Here is a 17,730-nt window from a genome sequence, read left to right as displayed (position 1 = left end):
TAAATCAACTCGTTTGGGTTAGTGAAGAAATGTTGTTGCCTTCCAATAAATAGAAAGGGTAGACCATATTGTGTCGGGAGTTTGTTTGCCTGATGGTATAAACCAAAGTGATGTACAGTACTCCGTCCAGCCCATTGTCGTATTCGAGCTGTACGTCCTCTAAGTCAATGCGGGCTTCGTAGCGAATTATACTGTCTTGAATTACCTGTCTGATATGCGTAAACAGCGATTCGGAAATTTCCTCATGCACAAACTGGTTTAGGTTGCAGCCAAAATCGGGATGCATTACCCTTTCGCCAGGAGTGGTTGAAAGCAGAATGGAGAGGCTTTGCCGAATGTCTTCCTCATAGCCAGCCATTTGGGCTTCTAAATTCGTTTTATCGAACTGTGGAGGAAATGACCATCCGACTCCCAAAAATGAATTTTCCTGATCCATCTATCCCCCAATCATTACGGTGAAACATCCTAATACTATCGAGCCGCCATGAGCAGTGGTGTCACCAATTCGGGCGGCTGGTTTGCCTCCAATCATTACGGTAGCCGAGCCCTTGGCAACGGTATCCGGTGGCCCAACGCAAACCAAGCTATCGCCAACTACCGAAGCGGGTAGTTTACCAATAAGAACTGTTGGCACTCCTGGACCAATAATTGGTCCGCCCACATGTGGAATTGGGGGAAGCCCCGGTGTTTGCATGGGGCAGGTGTGCATATCTGTTATTCGTGCTGCTGGTGGCATTCTCTGTGTTTTTAAATGTTAGTTAATCATAACCATTGCGCCTTTTACGGTTGTTTGCCCACTGGCCGATAGTTCGGCAGAGGCATTGCCCTTGGCGGTAAAAGAAGTGTCGGCCGAAAGACTAACCTGCAGCCCTTTTGCTTCAAAATTCTGCGTGGCTTGTAACTGAATATTGGAGGTTGCCTGATTGTTGATGTTCTGCGTGGCCACCACCTTTACATCCTTAGGGCTATTGATTTCAATGCCGCTGGAAGACATGGTGATCTTATTGCCCGTTTTATCCTTCAATTCAATGCCATCACTATTCATTACAATACTGTTTCCATTCTGGTCTTGAGCCGTGATAGACTTGTCTTTGTCATCCCAAACCATTTTATTTTCGCCAGGCGTGGTTACCGTAATGATCTTATCCTGATCGTTAAACTCGATTTTATTGAGCGCCTTGGTCAGAAATGCTTTGGTATAGTTATCGGCCGTAAGTGCATAGTCATTGCCATCTACATCTTTGCCGGGCTTAATTTTGCTGCTGTAAAGCGAGCCGAGAATAATTGGGAACCGTGGGTCTCCATTCAGGAAGCCAACTACAACTTCATCGTCTACTTCGGGAATAAAAAAGGTGCCTGCGGTATTGGTGGCGTAAAAATTTGAAAGTCGGGCCCAAACGCCATTGCTGTCATCTTGCATCAATGGCAGGGTAATAAGAATTCTGAACTCATTGTCAGGGTCAGAATCGAGTTGCTTTACTTTGCCAATGGTAAGCCCATCTACACCAGGTAATTGCCCCGAGGCAGATGGTGCGTCAATATTTTGTTTTTCGGTATACCATTCGTCTGTTAAGCCAATTTTTACGGTGGTTACCCAATTGCCATTGGCTACCTCGTGCTCTACACCCGAAACAAAGGCATTGCCATTGAATCTTTCTCCTACGCCCTGAAATTCAACAATACAACCCGGAACAGCCTTAGCCGAACCTTGAAAGCTGGCCGTTCCCGTGATCTTATTCATCCAAGATTTTAAAAACTGAGCATCGGACCAAGCTTTTAGCGAATCGCTATCTATCGTACCGGCACTCTGCAAACCGAAGTTGCTCACGCCAAGCACATCGGCAAGTTTTGATGAATCTAAGTTCCCTTGAGCATTGACAGAAGGTTTTGCCCCCGTGTTCTGCACAATGGCTTGATTCTTTTGATCCCATGCGGTGCCTTGCACAGCAGAAAGTTGAGTTCTGCTGTTCATTTCTGCAGAAAACCTTAAAAGGTCTGCTCCATAGGTGGTGGTAAGCACCGCAGATGCACTTACATTGGGCTTAGCCACGGTTACTTTTCCATCGCTAACGGTTACCAATTTTCCGTTAATGTCGGCTCTGGTCATTAAAAAATCCCAGTCGCTGGTGTAGTGCTGCACTACCATAGGGTTTTCTACAGTAGTGGCTTCTACGTCAGCAGAAAGCCCTGCATCCGAAATGATGGAGCTGATAATGTCCGAATCCTTTTTCTTTTCGAAGTAGGTGTTTTTTCTACCGACTGTGAGCTTAAGCGCTTTGTCTTTTATTTCAACCTCCAGTTTAGGGCCGCCATGTTCGCTAAGAGAAATTCCATGGTTAACCACTATGCCTTTAAAAATGCTTTCATTGTTCGATTTATAACCCACTTTGATCTCAATTTCCTTTCCGGGGATAAGGTCTTCACTGTCGGAAATAGGGAAGTCCTGAGTGGAGGGATCTCCATCGAGCAGTACTATTTTGGCAGTAGGAATTTTGTTCACCTCGTTGCGAACATGAATAGACTGTACCTGATAGGCATCCTTTAGTTTGCTACCGCCAGAGGTTATTTCGAACGTTACAACCCCAACTTCATCAGTTATAGGAGAGTCTGCCATTGTACATTAGTTTATAGGTGGAAAGATGAGTTTTGTGCCTGCCTTTAAATTTCTTACATCAACTAAGTTGTTGGCTTTGGCTACTTTCAGGTAGTATTTGCTGTCTCTGTATATCTCGTCACAGAGTAGGGGCAGGGTGTCTCCTTCTTTTATCGTTACAATATGGGTGAGGTCTGGTGAGCTTCTGTTTGCTACTTGCGACTCTTGGGCCGGATCGGTAAAACCTTTGAAAGAGAGCGTTATCTTGGCCCTTAGTGGTACACCGTTGGGCTTAAACATTTGGTACTCCACTTTCATCGATTCCAACCTCGATTTGAAGATCATTGTACCCCAAACAAGGAGCACATAGTTTGGCTCGTGAATTTCTCCATAGTATTTGTATACCACATCTTTAAGCGCTTTGATCATTTGGGCAACGGTTTTGCCCTCGTTTTCCTTGTTGCGCTCTACGGCTCCGGTATCGTCAAATATAAAGTTGAAAGAAACCGTTTCTGGACCAATGGATTTAAACTTAGTGGTTTTGGCAGCCTTTCCCGGTGATTCCTCATCGCTATAGGTTACACTATAGTTATGGTCGTAGTTTGCGGGGTTAATCATCACCACAAACTTATCACCGTTCTTTTTGCTGAACTTGCTATCCTTATATCCGGTAATGGTCAGTTTGGAGAGCTTCATTTATCGTTCTTTTTCTTCCCTTAGTTTGGTCTCAATTAGTTGTTTGCATTCGCTCATGACTTCGCGCCTGAGTTGATGCTTTAAGTTGCTGAGGTCTACATTGCTCAGCTGACCACCGTTGGTTTGTGCACCTTCAATAGTGGTTTTTATTATTAATTCTCGGATTTCAATTGGCATAGAGTCTTTTGTAGAAAGTGTAAGTAAACTCCATGGTCTCTATTAAGACCTCATTTTTCATTGCATCGAGTTCTGCTACCTGATACTTTACCGGCCGGGCATTATTGAATGTCCAGGTTATGAGCGGATTTCCGTTTTGGTTAAAGAGTTTCACATTAATGTTCTTCAATTCCAATGGCTTGGAATAGTCTGTATTAATGGAGTCTTCGACCCACTTTACCAAAGGCCCTTTTTTAGATAAAGTACCTCTTTTTAGTACCAGATTTGAAGCATTCACCTGGGTGGGGAGTTCAACAATATAATTGTTCACCCCACCCTCAGTGAGCTTTTCTGACCCCAACTCCAAACTCAAACCCGATACTTCTTTGAAACTGTTCTCGGAAGTATCGGTAATGCCGGCAATTTCAATTTTAAAAAAGAAACCGGTGGCCGGATACCATGGGGTGTCTGCTTGCTTGGCCATAAACGATTATGCGGCCTCTACTTTAAGCGTTTCGTATGCAATTTCAATTGACTCAATGGCCGCTTCGTTTCCATCAGACTTCATGTCTGTTGGTGTTATTTTAGTTGGCCATGCGTTGTTCAATGTCCAGGTCATTTTTGCGTTGCCTGACTCATCGCACAATTGAATTACCACAGTAATTCGCTTGATCACATTCATTTTGATTTGGTTGAACCAATCGAAATAACTGTTGTCTTTGGTGAATACGCCTTTTTTCATGGTAACATTGCTGTACTTTTTAATGCCCGGCATTTTGATTGTCGAGAATACAGGGCTATTACCGTGACGGTATTCAATTATTTGTGCTTCAGCGTCCAATCCTGAAACTTCTTGAAAAGATAGTTCGGTGCCGTCCCATGTTACTTTGAAATAAAACTTTGGTAACGGCCAAATTGCACCTTGTGCTGATCCATCATCTGCCATGATAAAATGTGTTTAATTGTTAATGATTAGTTCTTAAGATTTTTGCATTTGTTGCTGGAAGGTGATTTCGATAAACTCGGCTGGTCTAGAAATAGCTACCAAAATTGTAACTCTTAAAATACCTTCAAGAATATCGTCTGCCGTCATAGTGGAGCCTAAGCCAACACTTACCGAATAGGCATCTTCTGGCACTGAGCCCACCAATGCACCTTTTTTCCATTGATTGTACAGAAAACTGTCAATCATGCTTTTAATGGTCGTCCATGTTCCTGAATCATTTGGCTCAAAAACATAAGCTTTGGTAGCAGCCTTAATAGATTGCTCTAGCATGATCATGGTTCTGCGTACGTTAATGTAGCGCCAGTCTTTGCTGTTGCCATCCAAAGTACGGGCACCCCAAACCAATACGCCTTCACCAATAAATGGTCTGATCGCGTTGATGGATTTACCATGAAGGGTTACGTTCAGGTCTTCTTGCTCATCGTGACTGATGTTTACTGCAGGCTTGGTCACCGCATTTAGTGATACGTTTGCCGGTGCTTTCCATACCCCACGATTATTGTCTACCAAAGTGTAAATGCCAGCCATGGCTGCTGAAGGAGGAAGTAGGTTGAGGCTCTCCTTAATGTGCATAAGCAGGTTGTTGAATGCTGGGCTAATTACAATTAGCGTTTTGTTCAACTCGCCCACTGCAGGCCCGCTGTAGGCATCTTCTCTAATATTTGGAATATGCGCCAATAGGTCTCTTAACTCGGTTATTTTTGGAGATTCGCCTTCTTCTGCGGCCTCAGCTACACCAAGTTCTTCCATTAGTAAACCTTTTAGCGTTTCTAGGCTGTCAGTAGCAATGTTTTGCAGGCCAAGTTCGGTATCGCCAACTATGGTGGTGTGCACCCAAGGGTAATAAGATGCTGCATAGTTTAGCGCGTTTACACCTAAGGCGTTTCTAAAGTTGTCAATTACATCACCATCAGGATGGTTTCTTTGCTTGTAACCATCGTATATGTCCAGAATACCAATGCGGCTCATCATTTTTTGACAATGCATTAATACTGCTTGTTGCAGTGCAATGCAGTCCTCATCTTTTAGGTGAATTGCCTCAGGAACTACAACCATTGTAGGCTCTTCTTCTTTCAAAAGAGGAGGTATTCCATTGTCTTTCAGCCGCTCATTACTGATCTCGTCAGAGTAGTTACCTACGGAAACGATGTAGCAAGGGCCACCACCATTGGCGTAAAATAGCCTCATGGAGTTAAATAGGTTGTACTTCTGGCCAGGGTTGGCCACGGTGTAGCCTTTGTCTTTTACCGTAATGTCAGAGGATGCTTCGTCAGCGGCCTCTGCTATGGTGTATTCGGCAATAGGAGCGCCTCCAAAAAACTGCATAAATTCACCCATAGAGGTGATTCGCATCGGTTTATTTCGGAGCGACTTACCGCCATTATCGGCTCGCTGTGTGTAGCCAATAAATGCAGGAACAGCCGTTGCCACTTCTACCACACCATTTCCAAAAGCGTCTTTTTCAACAATATAAACGCCCGGTGTTTTCATTTGTGCCATAATTGTTCGATTTAAAGATTGATGTATATTTCTGTGTATTTATTTCCTTGCTCATCTACTCGGTAAAGACTTGTTTTTTCCGGCTCGGGCAGTCTGCTAATTACCACGCCTTCCGACTTGTTCTGTACCCCCATATTCTTTCTTAACTGAAAGCCTCGTTCCCTCTTTTCTTCTAGCTTAATGGGCGAAAGAGAGGTGAACTGGATCATATCTCTTTCTTGAATGGCTACCTTTTCGCCCGTATTAAAAACCTGGTCTTTAATGCCATTGATTATTTGAATGCCTTCTAAGTCTTCCATTTTTTCGTATGGAAGAAAGTACCTCCAATAGGTTGCCTTGGTGCCAAACTGAACTTTGAATGACTTAAAATTCCAGGTCCAGTCGGCATTAATTGTGTCACCAAAATCTTTTGAAAAGGCCAAGTGGCAAACGGCATCAAACTGGCCTGCCTGCTTGCTGATAAAGAGCTTTTTTATCAGTGTTTCTCCTTGTGTTAGGTTGTAAATACCTTCGTCAAGTGGTTTGGTATCTAGTATGTATTGGTTGTCGATTTGCTTTATAGCGGAGGAGCAGTCTTCACCATTAATTCCTTGTACTATCTTGAAATCCCCACTCTCGGCAGTTCCCAATGTGTAGATGAGTTGGTTAACCGGTTCTACCAAGTCTTCGCTAGTAACCAACTCATTTTGGTGAAGTAAAACCTCACTAGTAGCGTCTTTATCAATATTGGTAAAGTAGAAACACTTGTTGTTTGGTTTTGAAACTTCGCTAATGTTGGACCAAAATGGCTCGTTGAAGCGGATAAGGAAGGTAAGTGAGAAGTCTTCTCTCAACCAATCGCTTAACTGGTTATTATTGTCAGCATCTGTGCTAGCCAATATCTTTAGAGTGTCTTTTGCAGGCTTAAATAGTAGACCACAGTTTTTCGCTAGCCTTTCAGTTGCCTTGCTAGGAATCCATTCCAAACTATTAAGCCTTTGATTGTGGAAATAATCATGGCGAAATGCTACTTGGCTCAATATGTTGTATTGGAGTAGCATTAAGGAATGTTTTTGTCTAGTCCCACATTATGAATGCCATCAATCTGTTGTCTGATAGAAGCGTCAGAGATGGTGAGCATTCTTACTTTATACTGAATAGAGGGCATGTATTTGGCGCCCAAAGTGCTCCATAGATTATTCTTTCCATTTGAATCTTGATGGAAAATTTCGAATACCAATTTGTCAATGCCGGTTCCAATCAATTCAGGAGAATTGCTGGTGTTGAACACCGGTTTAGCATGAAAAAAGGAGATAACTGCCGATAAGTATTTTAATGCTTCGGTGTAGTTGAGCGGATTAAAATAGGCCGAAAGCAGAATGAATAAATTAAGGTGAAGGTCGGGAGATTTAAAAGTTGTTCCGTTTGGCGTTTCGTGATACCTAGACCCGTTTTTTAGCGTAGTTTCTTGCTCAATATCAACAAGAGTAAGAATAACCTTGTTTTCATCTTGTATGCTAACGGAACCGTCTTGACTGATGAGAGACCCAGACAGCACCTTGTCTTCGTTAAGATCATAACGGAGCCGAAGAAACTGGTTAACCTCTCTCGCGGAGATAGTGAGTGCGTGTTCAATCAAGGTTGTGTGTGTTTAGTGTGTGCAACTGTTTGGGCAGTTACCCGAGTAATTTAATTAATAATTATTCAAAAAATCAACAAGGCTGATGTTAAGTGCTAGTACTGAGGATGAAACGCGTAAAAATGCGTGTAAAGCGAATTATGCTTTTGTACCTATTAATATTTTAATCAGCGATGATAAAAAGCGAATAAGGATAAGCCCAATAAAGCAAATGAGTACAAAAACGACATAGAGTATGACAACCTGATTGTCGATTCTGTTTATAAAGTCAGAATAGTCTTTTATGAAGTTCTGTATGAGTACCATTGGAATTAGTGCCAAGGGAAAAGCCAAGACGAAAGCCATAATTAGCCACATAAATTGCTTGGCAAAAAGCGCTTTTAATTTTTCCATATTCAGCAGGTTAAGGTGTGTCTCTATTGAAATTTAAAAAAACCTTCCAGCTTAAAAGGCATAGTAATAGCATGCTTAAAAAACCATATTTTATGATTTGAGCATTTATAAAACCACTCACCAATACAGGCTCATTGGCATAAGGCTCTAGTTGGTTGGCAATCGTGGGGTCAGTTTCAAAAACAAAGTTCGATACTGTAATACAGACAACTACAAGCACCACCAAGAACATCGCAAGCTTTAAAAAAAGAGAGAAGTCTGTGATGAATAGCTTTTCGTACACTTCTGGCTTTACAAGTGTTACTAGTATTGCGATAACCAAGAAAAAGGGGAGCAGTATGCCAATTGTAAATAGCACTTCTTTTTGCTGAATAACATGTTTTGCATCAGTGAGTAACTTGTTGAGTTTTTCTGTGGCATTTGCTTCTAGGTTGTCAATGTCTACAGTTTTAGCAGTATCTACTTTGGCGATAGTTTGTGTTGACTTAATAAATCCTGTTGAAATGTTTGCTCGTAGTGTATTCCATAATTCAGGCCTACCAGTGTCGTAGCCCAGTGCCCAAATACCCATTCCGTCTAGATTTTTGGCCTTTATCCATTCTATTTTCTTTGCAAGTGTCTTGTCATCATCAAAATGGTAGATGTAGTAGAGTCCATCTCTTTTAGTACGGACAATAGCATCGGTAGTATCGGCATTATAACTCACTTTTGCGGTGCCAATATCTGCTCTCAGTCCAGCATAGTTTCTTCTACCTACCCATTCAAAAGTTGCATTGATACCTTCAATGCCTTGGCGCCAAACAGCACCAAAATAAGGCAGGGTAATAATAAGCTTTTGAGGAGGTATGTTTTGGTACAGGTAAGCATTCACCGTATTGCTAATGTTGAAGTTGCCCTCGGTGAGAGGAGCCACTGCCGATGGCCTGTGCCTTTCTTGATAGTTGTAAGCCTGAATAATGAACTTATCGACAAAGGTATTTAGTACTTTGAAATCATAAATAGCGCTTCGTGGAATGGCCGGTAGCGAAAGCGTAAGTTTTTTGTTTTCTGACTTTAGGGCAATTGAGAGTTTTTGAATAAAACTCATGTATTGTTTTCCCAATGAAGTATTAACACCTTCAAAAACTAAGCAAACACCATTGAGGGGTGAACCCTGTGAATTAGTTAAGGCAATTATTTCTTTAATGGCAGTTGCTTGAGCTTGTTGGTCGGTAAAGAGTACTTCCATGGCATCTGTATCCAAGCATTTGATGGATAGGTAAACCTCGGTGCCAGCGTTTAAAGCCGTGGTAAGTAGTGCCGAGGTTTGAGGCGATGTCCAGTTCGGTGTGTTATAAGCCAATGAATTGCCACTTAGGCTTATGGTGGTTTCAGCATAAACCAAAGCGCTCAGCACATTGAAGTCATAGCTGCTGGTGTTATGATCGCTCCAGCCAGGGTGCCAGCCAAAAAGCGCCATTTTCTCTTCGCTATAAACCGTGTCTGACTTAAGCTCAGTTGGCCTAATGGCCGCGTAAATCTGATTGAAAAGTTCGTAAACCAGTACCTTTCTATGTACTGAGTCAGATGGTGTTTGCTGAGCAAAAGTGGGTGCCGTCAAGCCGAAAGCCAGCAGATATATTGTAGTAATCTTAAGTGCCTTATATGTAAATGGACTGGCCATAGCACTAAGGTTGCTCTTCTTCAGAAACTTCTTCTTTTTGTGCTTTTTTGCTGTTGCCGAACCAAAAGTTTAGAATTTGAGCGACACCGGCAGTTAATACTCCAATTAGTATTTTGAGCTCGCCAAGCATAGAATCATGATCGGGCTTGATTTCAAAGGAACTCTGTGTTTCCAGAAAAAGGACAATAAATATTAGGGCGAGGTATGCAATCAGAAATATAAGACTGAAAACAAATTGTACGCGTTTGTCTTCCATAATTGTGTGTGTTTAGAAGACTAATATCGCAATTTTTTCAATCTCTCACACTATTCAAAAATTTCCACATGGCCGACTTAACAAGCGCAACTTCCTCTAGCGGTATGTCTACCGACTGGGCAAGCTTTTCTGGAATGCACTCGGCACTGGTTTTCATTGCTTTTCCTTCCTCACTCAAAGTCACAATAAAAGCGCGCTCATCTGATTCATCGCGCTGTTTGCTGATCAGTTTTTTTTGAATCAGCTTGTTCAACAGCGGGGTAAGCGTGTTTGTATTCAAGAAAAGTCTGTTGCCAATTTCTGTTACTTTTTGGTTGTCATTTTCCCACAGCACCATCATTACTAAATACTGGGTGTAAGTAAGCCCGATTTCGTCTAAAAGCGGCTGGTATAGCCGCGTTATTAGGCGAGAGGTGGCGTAAATAGGAAAGCAAATTTGCTCCTTAAGGGCCAACGGGTTAAACTCTTCTTTAGGCATTCAACAGTTTTTTGATGTCATCCTCAATCTTTTCTGGTTTGGTGGTAGGCGCGTAGCGTTTGTAAGGTTTACCACTTGGGCTTACTAAAAACTTGGTAAAATTCCATTTGATCTTTTTGCCTAATGTGCCGCCCAGTTCATCTTTCAAATATTTGAAAATAGGGTGTGTGTCTTTTCCATTTACATCTACCTTTTTGGTGAGCTGAAAAGTAACGCCATGATTGATCTTACAAGTTTCACTCATGTTTTCATCTTTTACTGGCTCTTGTCCGGCAAACTGATTGCAAGGAAAGCCCAATACTACCAAACCCTTGTCACGATAGGTTTTATGCAGTTTTTCCAATCCCTCAAATTGTGGTGCAAGTCCGCATTTGGTCGCTGTGTTTACTACCAAAACCGCCTTGTTCTCAAAGTCAGACATTTGTAGGGTAGTGCCTTGTGGTGTTTCTGCAGATAAGTCGTAGAATTTCATAAGAAGTGTTTTTTGATTTTATATCGCATGCGATATATTATGAACTGGGAAGTATCCTGAATGGTTCAGGGATTTCTAAAATTTTCCTTGCGAAGGAAAAATCTTGGAGAATTTTTCGGGAAGGGGAGAGACGAAAGTTATGGGTTCTTTTGCAACGGGATGTTCAAAGGCTATGGAGTGGGCATGTAAATAAAGTCCCTTTCCGTTCAGTATAAGCCCTTCTTGGCCATAGTCTTTATCGCCTAAAATGGGATTGCCTAAGCCTGATAAGTGTTTTCTTAGCTGATGTCTCCTGCCTGTTTCTGGGCTCAACTTCACCAAATTTAGTGTTCCGAAACGTTCTGATGATACCGATTCTATTATTTCAAAATGGCTTTTTGAGGGCTTACCATCAATAGGAGTGTTAATGGTTTCGCTTGTGTTCATTTCGCCAATGGCTATGGCAAAGTAGGTTTTGTGTACAAGTTTGTCTTGAAACAGCTTACTCAATGCTCGAATGCAACTATTGGTTTTTCCGCAAAGTAAAATCCCCGTAGTGGCATAGTCTAGCCTATGGATTGGTCGAGGTAGCGTAGCATCTGGCTGGCTGCTCTGTTTCAAGTTTTGATCCAAGGCGTTGGCGATGGTCATAAATCCATTTCCACTCACTAGAATGCCAGCCGGTTTGTGAATGAGGGCGAGGTGTTCATCTTCATGAATAACCTTGAGCGGGAAGATCAATTTTTTCTTTGGGCGAAGGGCTTCTTCCGGTATTGACAGTTCAATGGTTTCGCCTCCTGTTATAAAAGTAGCGGTGGAAGCAATGGTGCCGTTTACGGTTATTTGGCTTTTCTTTAGTGCCTTTTTTAGTGCCGATTTAGTAGGGCAAGCATGAAAAATACTAACACCATATTCTTGCAGCCGGGCAGGCGTAATGTTGGCGGGAACGCTATGTTGCTCATAAATATTGATGCTGGCTAGTTACTCACTTTAGTGGAGTTTTCAAACCTTGAGCGCATGTTACAAAATTGTTAAAAATGGCCTTTCCGTAGAATGAAAGTGATCAAAGGTTCATTTCCTTTCTGCTAGGTTGTACATTGTAAACATCATTCAAAGCCAAAAAACTTACCCTCGTTATGAAAAGAAGATCAATACTTCAGAAGCTTGCAGCCGGAGCACTTTCATTGCCCTTAATGAACTCCAAAGGTTGGGGAGAAATGCTGTCGCAGGAAAGTTTGGCGGAATGGAAGGATGAATTCAGCTTAAATAGAATTCAGGATGAGGATTTTTGGAAGAAATTTAAGCAAACGCATTACGACATTACCGATAAGTGGATCAATCTGGAGAATGGATACTTTGGCGTGCAGCCCAAAATGGTGGTGGAGGCTTACACTGAGTTTATTCATAAAGTGAATAATGAGAATTCGGGTTTTGCCAGAAGAGATTTTTACCGTGAGAACAACGGACCGATAATGGATGCGCTAGCAGCATTTTCTGGTGCGGATAGGGAGGAGTTGCTCATTACCCGAAATGCTACTGAAGCGCTAAATATTCTTATTCAAGGTTATCCTTTTGAAAAGGGTGATGAAGTGATCCTTCACGATCAGGATTATCATAGTATGATCGAGGCTTTTGAAATGTTGGAGCATACCAAGGGTATTGTGATAAAGCGCATTGAGGTGCCGATGAATCCGGAGAGTGATGCCCAGATTGTTCGGCTTTATGAAGAAGCCATTACGTCTAAAACCAAATGCATACTTGCTACTCATTTAATCCACCTTACCGGACAAATAATGCCGATAAAAGCCATTGCCGATATGGCTAAAAGCAAGGAGGTAGATGTAATTGTAGATGCAGCACACAGCTTTGCTCATATTGATTTCAAGATTCCTGATTTGGGTGCTGACTTTGTGGGTGTGAACCTGCATAAGTGGTTTAGCGCCCCAATTGGAATGGGCTTGATGTACGTAAAGAAAGAACGCATAAAGGGCCTTAAACCTATGTTTGGTGACGTTGGCCAGCCAGAGGGACGGATAAACAAGCTAGGCCACTTTGGTACGCTTTCTTTCCCCACTTTAATGACAGTGCCAAAGGCTGCTGAGTTTAACAATATGGTTACTATTTCGGTAAAAGAAGCGCGCCTGCGCTATCTGCAAAACTATTGGACAAAAGAGATTGCTGGAATTGAAAATGCGGAGCTTTTAACACCGACCGATCCGAAGAGAAGTTGTGCGATTGCCACCTTTAAACTGCACAATATGGATGCGGATGATGTGATTATAAGACTCTATGATGAACACAGCGTGTTTACCGTAAAGCGTAAGCTACCCAAAGGTGAGGAAGGCATTCGTGTAACACCAAACCTTTACACCAGCACGGCTGATGTTGATAGGCTGCTTGAGGGGATAAAGGAGTTGAGCAAGGGGTGATTCTTAGTTGTCAATGTATTCATGCTTTGTGAAATACTAATTATAAGTAATAAAGGATGTACTCTGAAGACTAAGTTTTAATAGCTATTACCCTACGTTTGATGTAGAGTATAGGATGTTTTTTAGGTTTAGCTCTCTGATAATTTGCTGGATATCAATTACCTTTCCCATTTTTACTTCAGGAGCAACTTCTAATGAAATTACAATTTCATCAAATGGAATTTCATTCTGCCGTAATTCCTCTAAACTCTTTAATAACTCATTTTTGAGCTCTGTTAGACTTATTGTCTTTGAGTTTAATCGTATTTGGTCATTTTCAGAGACTTCTATGTGAATTTTTGCTTGCTCAGAAGCTCGCAATAAATATAATGAAAAAAGTAGGCCATACTTTAGTGTTTCCTTGTCCTTAAATGGGTCGTAGGTTTGTCCGTTGCATTCTAGGTAGGGCCGTTTTGAAATGAATTTGGGAATAGGTATTTGTTTGAGTTTTTGTTCATCAACTTTCCTGTTAGATAAATCTTCCGAAAGATTTTTATAATCCCATTCTGAAGTGCCTTTAAGGATTTTTAATGATAGTAGTTGTCTTTCTAAGTTGTCAAGTTCTTCTAAAAAGTTGAAATCCGATTGATAAGCTTTTTTCCAGCAATTGACGTACTCATTCGTTTGGGAATAGCAATTCGATAATATTAGAACCGAGAAAAGTGCACCTAGAAATGATTTCATGGCTTCTTATTGTGGTTTATAAACTTCTTCTTATTGGTCATTTTTTGAGTTGATAGGGGTGAATGGCGAGATCAAGCTATTTTTCAAACCGCTTCAATATCTTCACTGCATTATCTAGTACGTCTTCTTCAATGTTAGCAAATTCTGATGAGTTGATATTCATTTGAGTGCCGTTTGGTAGTGTATAGCGTATCATTTTATTCTCCCAAAAGTAATACCTGTGCTCATTGATGCTAGTTTTTGTGGAGTCGTAACTGGGTAGGGAAATAGGCGTGTTATAGTTGTGACTTTTGGTAAATGCAAAATACAATTTACCATTATTGAAGTAGTATTGTTCTTCACTTTTACCCGTGTGTCCGAATGTAATTACTTCTATTAAGCAAACCTCTTTATTATCCTTATAGGCGATTACTTGTTGTCCTTCAGTTGATTCATAAAAACCATCCAGTGTGGTTTTGGTGTAATTTGGTTTATCCTTTTGTGAGATATTATAAAGACTTCTGATCTTATTAATGACTTCATTTTGACCGTATGCCTCAGTAATTAGAACTGAAAACTGAAGCATTGATATTAGGATCATAGCTCCGGTTCTGCTCACATGTCCAGCCATTGTTTCTAGTTTATTGTATTGAATTCTTTCCCTGTCCAAACCTCTTCACTTACAGTGCAGTAGCTGCATATTTCTATAAGGTTGGTGTTTGGGTCTATAGCTGCGGAGTTCATAATAATCAGTTTGCTGTCTTTTCTGAAATCGGAGCCAAGAGATGTTTGGTAGCCTTCAATAATTTCGCCCGTTTTTCGGTTTACCACAACACCTGTTTGGCAAGGCGCACCACAGCCCCAAATAACAAGTGTGTAATGGCCGGCAAAGTTGATCCCATTGTTACAGGCGTCTTTTATGCGTGATTCAAATGCCTTGGCATCTGGAGCAGTAGAAAAGTCCGGTTCGGCTAATGCACCGTGATAAACTTCCACTGGGTAGTCTTTGAAATTTGCGGTAGGGTTAAACTTTCTGAAAAGCGAAAGCTGATCTCTTGAAACCGCCTTACCTATAATCAAGTCATCCTCATATTCTGCCAATACTTCATAGCCTGAATAATCGCGTATCTGATTTGTCTTGATGACTTCCACTTCGCTCGAAGTGTTGCCTAAGATCAAATAGTCCTGTGTATTTAATAGGGTGTCGGTTTGGTATCTAAGACTTGTCGTTTCAGGTGCAGAAGTAGAGTTTTGATCTACTTGTTTGTTGGTATTCGTTTGGCAGGAAAAGGTCAAGATTACAACAAGCAGCGGAAGTAAGTATTTCATATAAGGCGAAGTGAATTGCGAGTATATAGATACTAAAATTGTACCGCTTTTCCTTCTGAATACTGATTGTTGGAATCAACTCGGGCTTAAAAGTTTAGTGCTGAGGTAAAGTTCATTGAAGTTTTTCACTGTATCGATTACCGCTTGTTCAGGGGTGAGCGAGGTGTCAGAGATCCCCGAAACCACGCGAGAGATGTTATGGTCGACAGTACCGGTTTTCTTCCATGTGGCAACAGTTGCAGCGGTAAGGTAAGCGGAAAAGTTATGGTGACCAGAACCAGGGCGCTCCCCGATAATATGGATAATGCCTTTGGTTTCATTGGTATTGGCTGAAGCACCAAAAAGCACCTCTCCACATTTGTAACCTGCACGCACCCGTCCGTGGCGAATTACAATATTCTCATCACTTAGGTTATAACCACTTTCTGTTAGGCTTGCCTTTAGCCCTTGGAGAAAGGGTGTTAGGTGGCCTTCATCCATCAAAGCCCGCGCATTCAGTCCATCCGAAATTACAATTTGAACATCGGGACTGCTTTGCCATTTAGCACTTATTGCCTCAAGTTTTTGAATAGCTTTCTCGGTTAGCTTTTCACCAGATTCTGGGTGGTAGACATAGTCTTTTCTGTCTTTAGAGGCCGTAATAATATTGGTAGCGGCTGGAATTCCCGCGGCAAATGCTTCAGGCATTTCCGTCCAAAGGCTTACTTTGGAGTCTTCATAAAGTCGGTGAATCTTTTCGTCTAAGGCAGCATTTAAGTCCCATATGTTTTCGCCATAACCTTCGGCAATTGGTACACCACGATCATTAATTTGCGCTATTGCAGCTTTGCCTTCAGCGTATATTTCTGCTTGGCTACGGCTGTCATTCTTAGCTTTTCGGTATTGGTAATACATCCATGTAGGGTCACCAAAGCGCTTCGTGGGCTTACCTTTTTCATCAAATATCTCCATAGATATAAAGAAGTCCCACATGGCGTCATTCACTTTGTAGCCAAACTTTTCACGAACTCGCACATGGTCATTGAAACCCGTAGTGAGATAGCTGAGCATCGGATCATTTTTGGTTGGAAGCGCCATTAGATAGGCGGGGTTGGCGGGCATTACCTCATCAATGCACCAAGCCAGATCATCCAAACTTACGTCCATGTGGAGGGTAGAGCAAATGTCCAACCCAATGGTAAGGCCATGCAGTTTGCCCATAACGGTATCTTCTAAGCAGCAGCGCACAAGTTGCTCTTTGGTTCTGAAAACTTCGGGGCCAATAAAGCCAGCCACATCGTTTACAAATACCCAAGGCGTTTCATTATGTGGTTTTTCTGCCGCCATTTCTGCTTTCAGAGCACGTACAAAACCATACTTTCGGGCCTCGTGAATAACCATATCAAACCCTTCTCCATGTCCGTTGGTAAAGTCGGCACCTTGGCCGGTTTCGGCATAAAGTCCGTAACGACCGTTTCGTTGCTTCACATGGTCGAACATTTTTTTAATGGTCAGGTCGAAGGTCTTATTGGCATTTTCCGTTCCTGCTAAACTCTGAAACCAAATGCCTGTTGTTCCGGGCTGTATTTCCTCTACTTCTGCTTGAATATCGATGTGAGAAAGCACGCAATTGGGCATGGTTTCTTCCAGTCCGAATGTGGTAAGGATATCGAATAGTGCGGCTTCAATTTTAGCAACAGACTCTGGGTTACTGGAAACGGGATTAGTTCCTAGAAGCAAGTCGCCCACACCATACGACCAAGCATTGAATACCTGCCAAGTGATGTCTTCTACATTGTCGGTGGGAGAGTTGGGCTGAATGCGGGCACTCATATAACCCTTCTCCCCAATCTGGCTATTCGGTAGCGGGTTGAATACTTTTTGTCCAACAGCAATTAGCTCTTCATTACTCATGAGCTTTACCAGACAGGCGATAACATCGCTGGACAGGCTAGGCATAATGGCTTTGATATCGCTTTCGGATTTTTCCAGCACAAACTGCTTGAGCTCGCCCATTGTCCAGTCTTCAATTTCGCTGTTTGCCGTAGTTGTCTGATGGATCAATTCCTGAATACCATCTTTATAAATGATGTTTTCGTCAATGTTTTTTAGTTTGGTTTGGCTCAAAAGCTTCCGAGCATAAGCACGCGAAGCTTCATCTTTTGCTGCTATGCCAAGGGTAAGGTCTCCTTCTTTAAAGTCGTTAGCTGCTCCAAGAATTTGGCGATACAATTTTAGATCCATTTGGCCATTTACTCGGTTGATGTAGCCAAAAATGTCTTCGTTTACTTTGGGTTTAGATAGCTCAACAGCGATGGGGTTCTCGCTTTCGCTCCAAATATCACATCCATTAATAAGAAAAAGAGAGGCTCCAAAAAGACTGGTTTTGGTAATGAATTCTTTACGTGATATTTCGTTCATGGTCAGTGAGGAGTGAAGTAATCACTGAATATACCAAAACTGTAAGTTGAAATAAAGGCT

21 protein-coding genes are annotated in these 17,730 nt (G+C 41.9%); 1 reads left to right on the top strand and 20 read right to left on the bottom strand.

What is annotated here, in order from left to right:
* Positions 1-4 precede the first annotated feature (4 nt).
* The 16 genes from BMW98_RS20075 to BMW98_RS20005 form a co-directional block, all read right to left on the bottom strand.
* Positions 5-436: a GPW/gp25 family protein gene (locus BMW98_RS20075; protein ID WP_090261269.1), complete on the bottom strand. Its 432-nt coding sequence runs from the start codon at positions 434-436 to the stop codon at positions 5-7.
* The gene (locus BMW98_RS20070) at positions 437-736 is read right to left on the bottom strand and encodes a PAAR domain-containing protein (RefSeq protein WP_090261267.1); all 300 of its coding nucleotides are present in this window, start codon (positions 734-736) and stop codon (positions 437-439) included.
* Between the two features lie 18 nt (positions 737-754).
* The gene (gene vgrG, locus BMW98_RS20065) at positions 755-2,614 is read right to left on the bottom strand and encodes a type VI secretion system tip protein VgrG (RefSeq protein WP_090261265.1); all 1,860 of its coding nucleotides are present in this window, start codon (positions 2,612-2,614) and stop codon (positions 755-757) included.
* Between the two features lie 6 nt (positions 2,615-2,620).
* Positions 2,621-3,289 carry a CIS tube protein gene (locus tag BMW98_RS20060; protein ID WP_222843687.1) on the bottom strand — a complete coding sequence of 223 codons (669 nt, stop codon included), beginning with the start codon at positions 3,287-3,289 and terminating at the stop codon, positions 2,621-2,623.
* Positions 3,290-3,466, bottom strand: a complete 177-nt coding sequence (locus BMW98_RS20535; protein ID WP_162844606.1) for a DUF5908 family protein — start codon at positions 3,464-3,466, stop codon at positions 3,290-3,292. It abuts the gene before it with no gap.
* The gene (locus BMW98_RS20055) at positions 3,456-3,929 is read right to left on the bottom strand and encodes a phage tail protein (protein WP_090261263.1); all 474 of its coding nucleotides are present in this window, start codon (positions 3,927-3,929) and stop codon (positions 3,456-3,458) included. The genes BMW98_RS20535 and BMW98_RS20055 overlap by 11 nt, the downstream gene beginning before the upstream one ends.
* A 6-nt stretch (positions 3,930-3,935) precedes the next feature.
* Entirely contained in the window at positions 3,936-4,391 is a 456-nt protein-coding gene (locus BMW98_RS20050; RefSeq protein ID WP_090261261.1) for a phage tail protein, read from the bottom strand.
* Between the two features lie 33 nt (positions 4,392-4,424).
* Positions 4,425-5,951, bottom strand: a complete 1,527-nt coding sequence (locus BMW98_RS20045; protein WP_090261259.1) for a phage tail sheath family protein — start codon at positions 5,949-5,951, stop codon at positions 4,425-4,427.
* Positions 5,952-5,962: 11 nt separating this feature from the next.
* Complete coding sequence (locus tag BMW98_RS20040; protein ID WP_090261257.1) at positions 5,963-6,991, bottom strand: hypothetical protein; 1,029 nt, start codon at positions 6,989-6,991, stop codon at positions 5,963-5,965.
* Positions 6,991-7,569, bottom strand: a complete 579-nt coding sequence (locus BMW98_RS20035) for a Pvc16 family protein (RefSeq protein WP_090261255.1) — start codon at positions 7,567-7,569, stop codon at positions 6,991-6,993. The genes BMW98_RS20040 and BMW98_RS20035 overlap by 1 nt, the downstream gene beginning before the upstream one ends.
* 138 nt (positions 7,570-7,707) lie before the next feature.
* Complete coding sequence (locus BMW98_RS20030) at positions 7,708-7,962, bottom strand: hypothetical protein (protein WP_090261253.1); 255 nt, start codon at positions 7,960-7,962, stop codon at positions 7,708-7,710.
* A gap of 10 nt (positions 7,963-7,972) precedes the next feature.
* The gene (locus tag BMW98_RS20025) at positions 7,973-9,625 is read right to left on the bottom strand and encodes a glycoside hydrolase family 18 protein (RefSeq protein ID WP_090261251.1); all 1,653 of its coding nucleotides are present in this window, start codon (positions 9,623-9,625) and stop codon (positions 7,973-7,975) included.
* 4 nt (positions 9,626-9,629) lie between these two features.
* On the bottom strand, positions 9,630-9,881 hold the full coding sequence (locus BMW98_RS20020; protein WP_090261249.1) for a hypothetical protein: 252 nt from the start codon (positions 9,879-9,881) through the stop codon (positions 9,630-9,632).
* Between the two features lie 37 nt (positions 9,882-9,918).
* Entirely contained in the window at positions 9,919-10,359 is a 441-nt protein-coding gene (locus tag BMW98_RS20015; protein ID WP_090261247.1) for a MarR family winged helix-turn-helix transcriptional regulator, read from the bottom strand.
* Entirely contained in the window at positions 10,352-10,831 is a 480-nt protein-coding gene (locus BMW98_RS20010) for a glutathione peroxidase (RefSeq protein WP_090261246.1), read from the bottom strand. The genes BMW98_RS20015 and BMW98_RS20010 overlap by 8 nt, the downstream gene beginning before the upstream one ends.
* A 75-nt stretch (positions 10,832-10,906) precedes the next feature.
* Positions 10,907-11,551 carry an RluA family pseudouridine synthase gene (locus BMW98_RS20005; protein WP_245733661.1) on the bottom strand — a complete coding sequence of 215 codons (645 nt, stop codon included), beginning with the start codon at positions 11,549-11,551 and terminating at the stop codon, positions 10,907-10,909.
* A 395-nt stretch (positions 11,552-11,946) separates the two neighbouring features.
* Between BMW98_RS20005 and BMW98_RS20000 the strand changes: the two genes are divergently transcribed.
* Positions 11,947-13,239: an aminotransferase class V-fold PLP-dependent enzyme gene (locus BMW98_RS20000; protein ID WP_090261242.1), complete on the top strand. Its 1,293-nt coding sequence runs from the start codon at positions 11,947-11,949 to the stop codon at positions 13,237-13,239.
* A gap of 87 nt (positions 13,240-13,326) precedes the next feature.
* On the opposite strand, the gene BMW98_RS19995 is transcribed toward BMW98_RS20000, so the two are convergent.
* The 4 genes from BMW98_RS19995 to eutB form a co-directional block, all read right to left on the bottom strand.
* Positions 13,327-13,962 carry a biopolymer transporter ExbD gene (locus BMW98_RS19995; RefSeq protein WP_090261240.1) on the bottom strand — a complete coding sequence of 212 codons (636 nt, stop codon included), beginning with the start codon at positions 13,960-13,962 and terminating at the stop codon, positions 13,327-13,329.
* Between the two features lie 76 nt (positions 13,963-14,038).
* Positions 14,039-14,572, bottom strand: coding sequence for a hypothetical protein (locus BMW98_RS19990; protein ID WP_090261238.1), 534 nt, complete (start codon positions 14,570-14,572; stop codon positions 14,039-14,041).
* A gap of 5 nt (positions 14,573-14,577) precedes the next feature.
* A complete protein-coding gene (locus BMW98_RS19985; RefSeq protein WP_090261236.1) occupies positions 14,578-15,270 on the bottom strand; it encodes a hypothetical protein in 693 nt (230 codons plus the stop codon).
* Between the two features lie 75 nt (positions 15,271-15,345).
* Positions 15,346-17,670 (bottom strand): ethanolamine ammonia-lyase subunit EutB, encoded by a 2,325-nt coding sequence (eutB, locus tag BMW98_RS19980; RefSeq protein WP_090261234.1) that lies wholly within the window; start codon positions 17,668-17,670, stop codon positions 15,346-15,348.
* Between the last annotated feature and the right edge of the window lie 60 nt (positions 17,671-17,730).

Source organism: Roseivirga pacifica (assembly GCF_900111145.1).
Classification (GTDB): domain Bacteria; phylum Bacteroidota; class Bacteroidia; order Cytophagales; family Cyclobacteriaceae; genus Roseivirga; species Roseivirga pacifica.
This window is presented reverse-complemented; position numbering and strand designations above follow the sequence as displayed.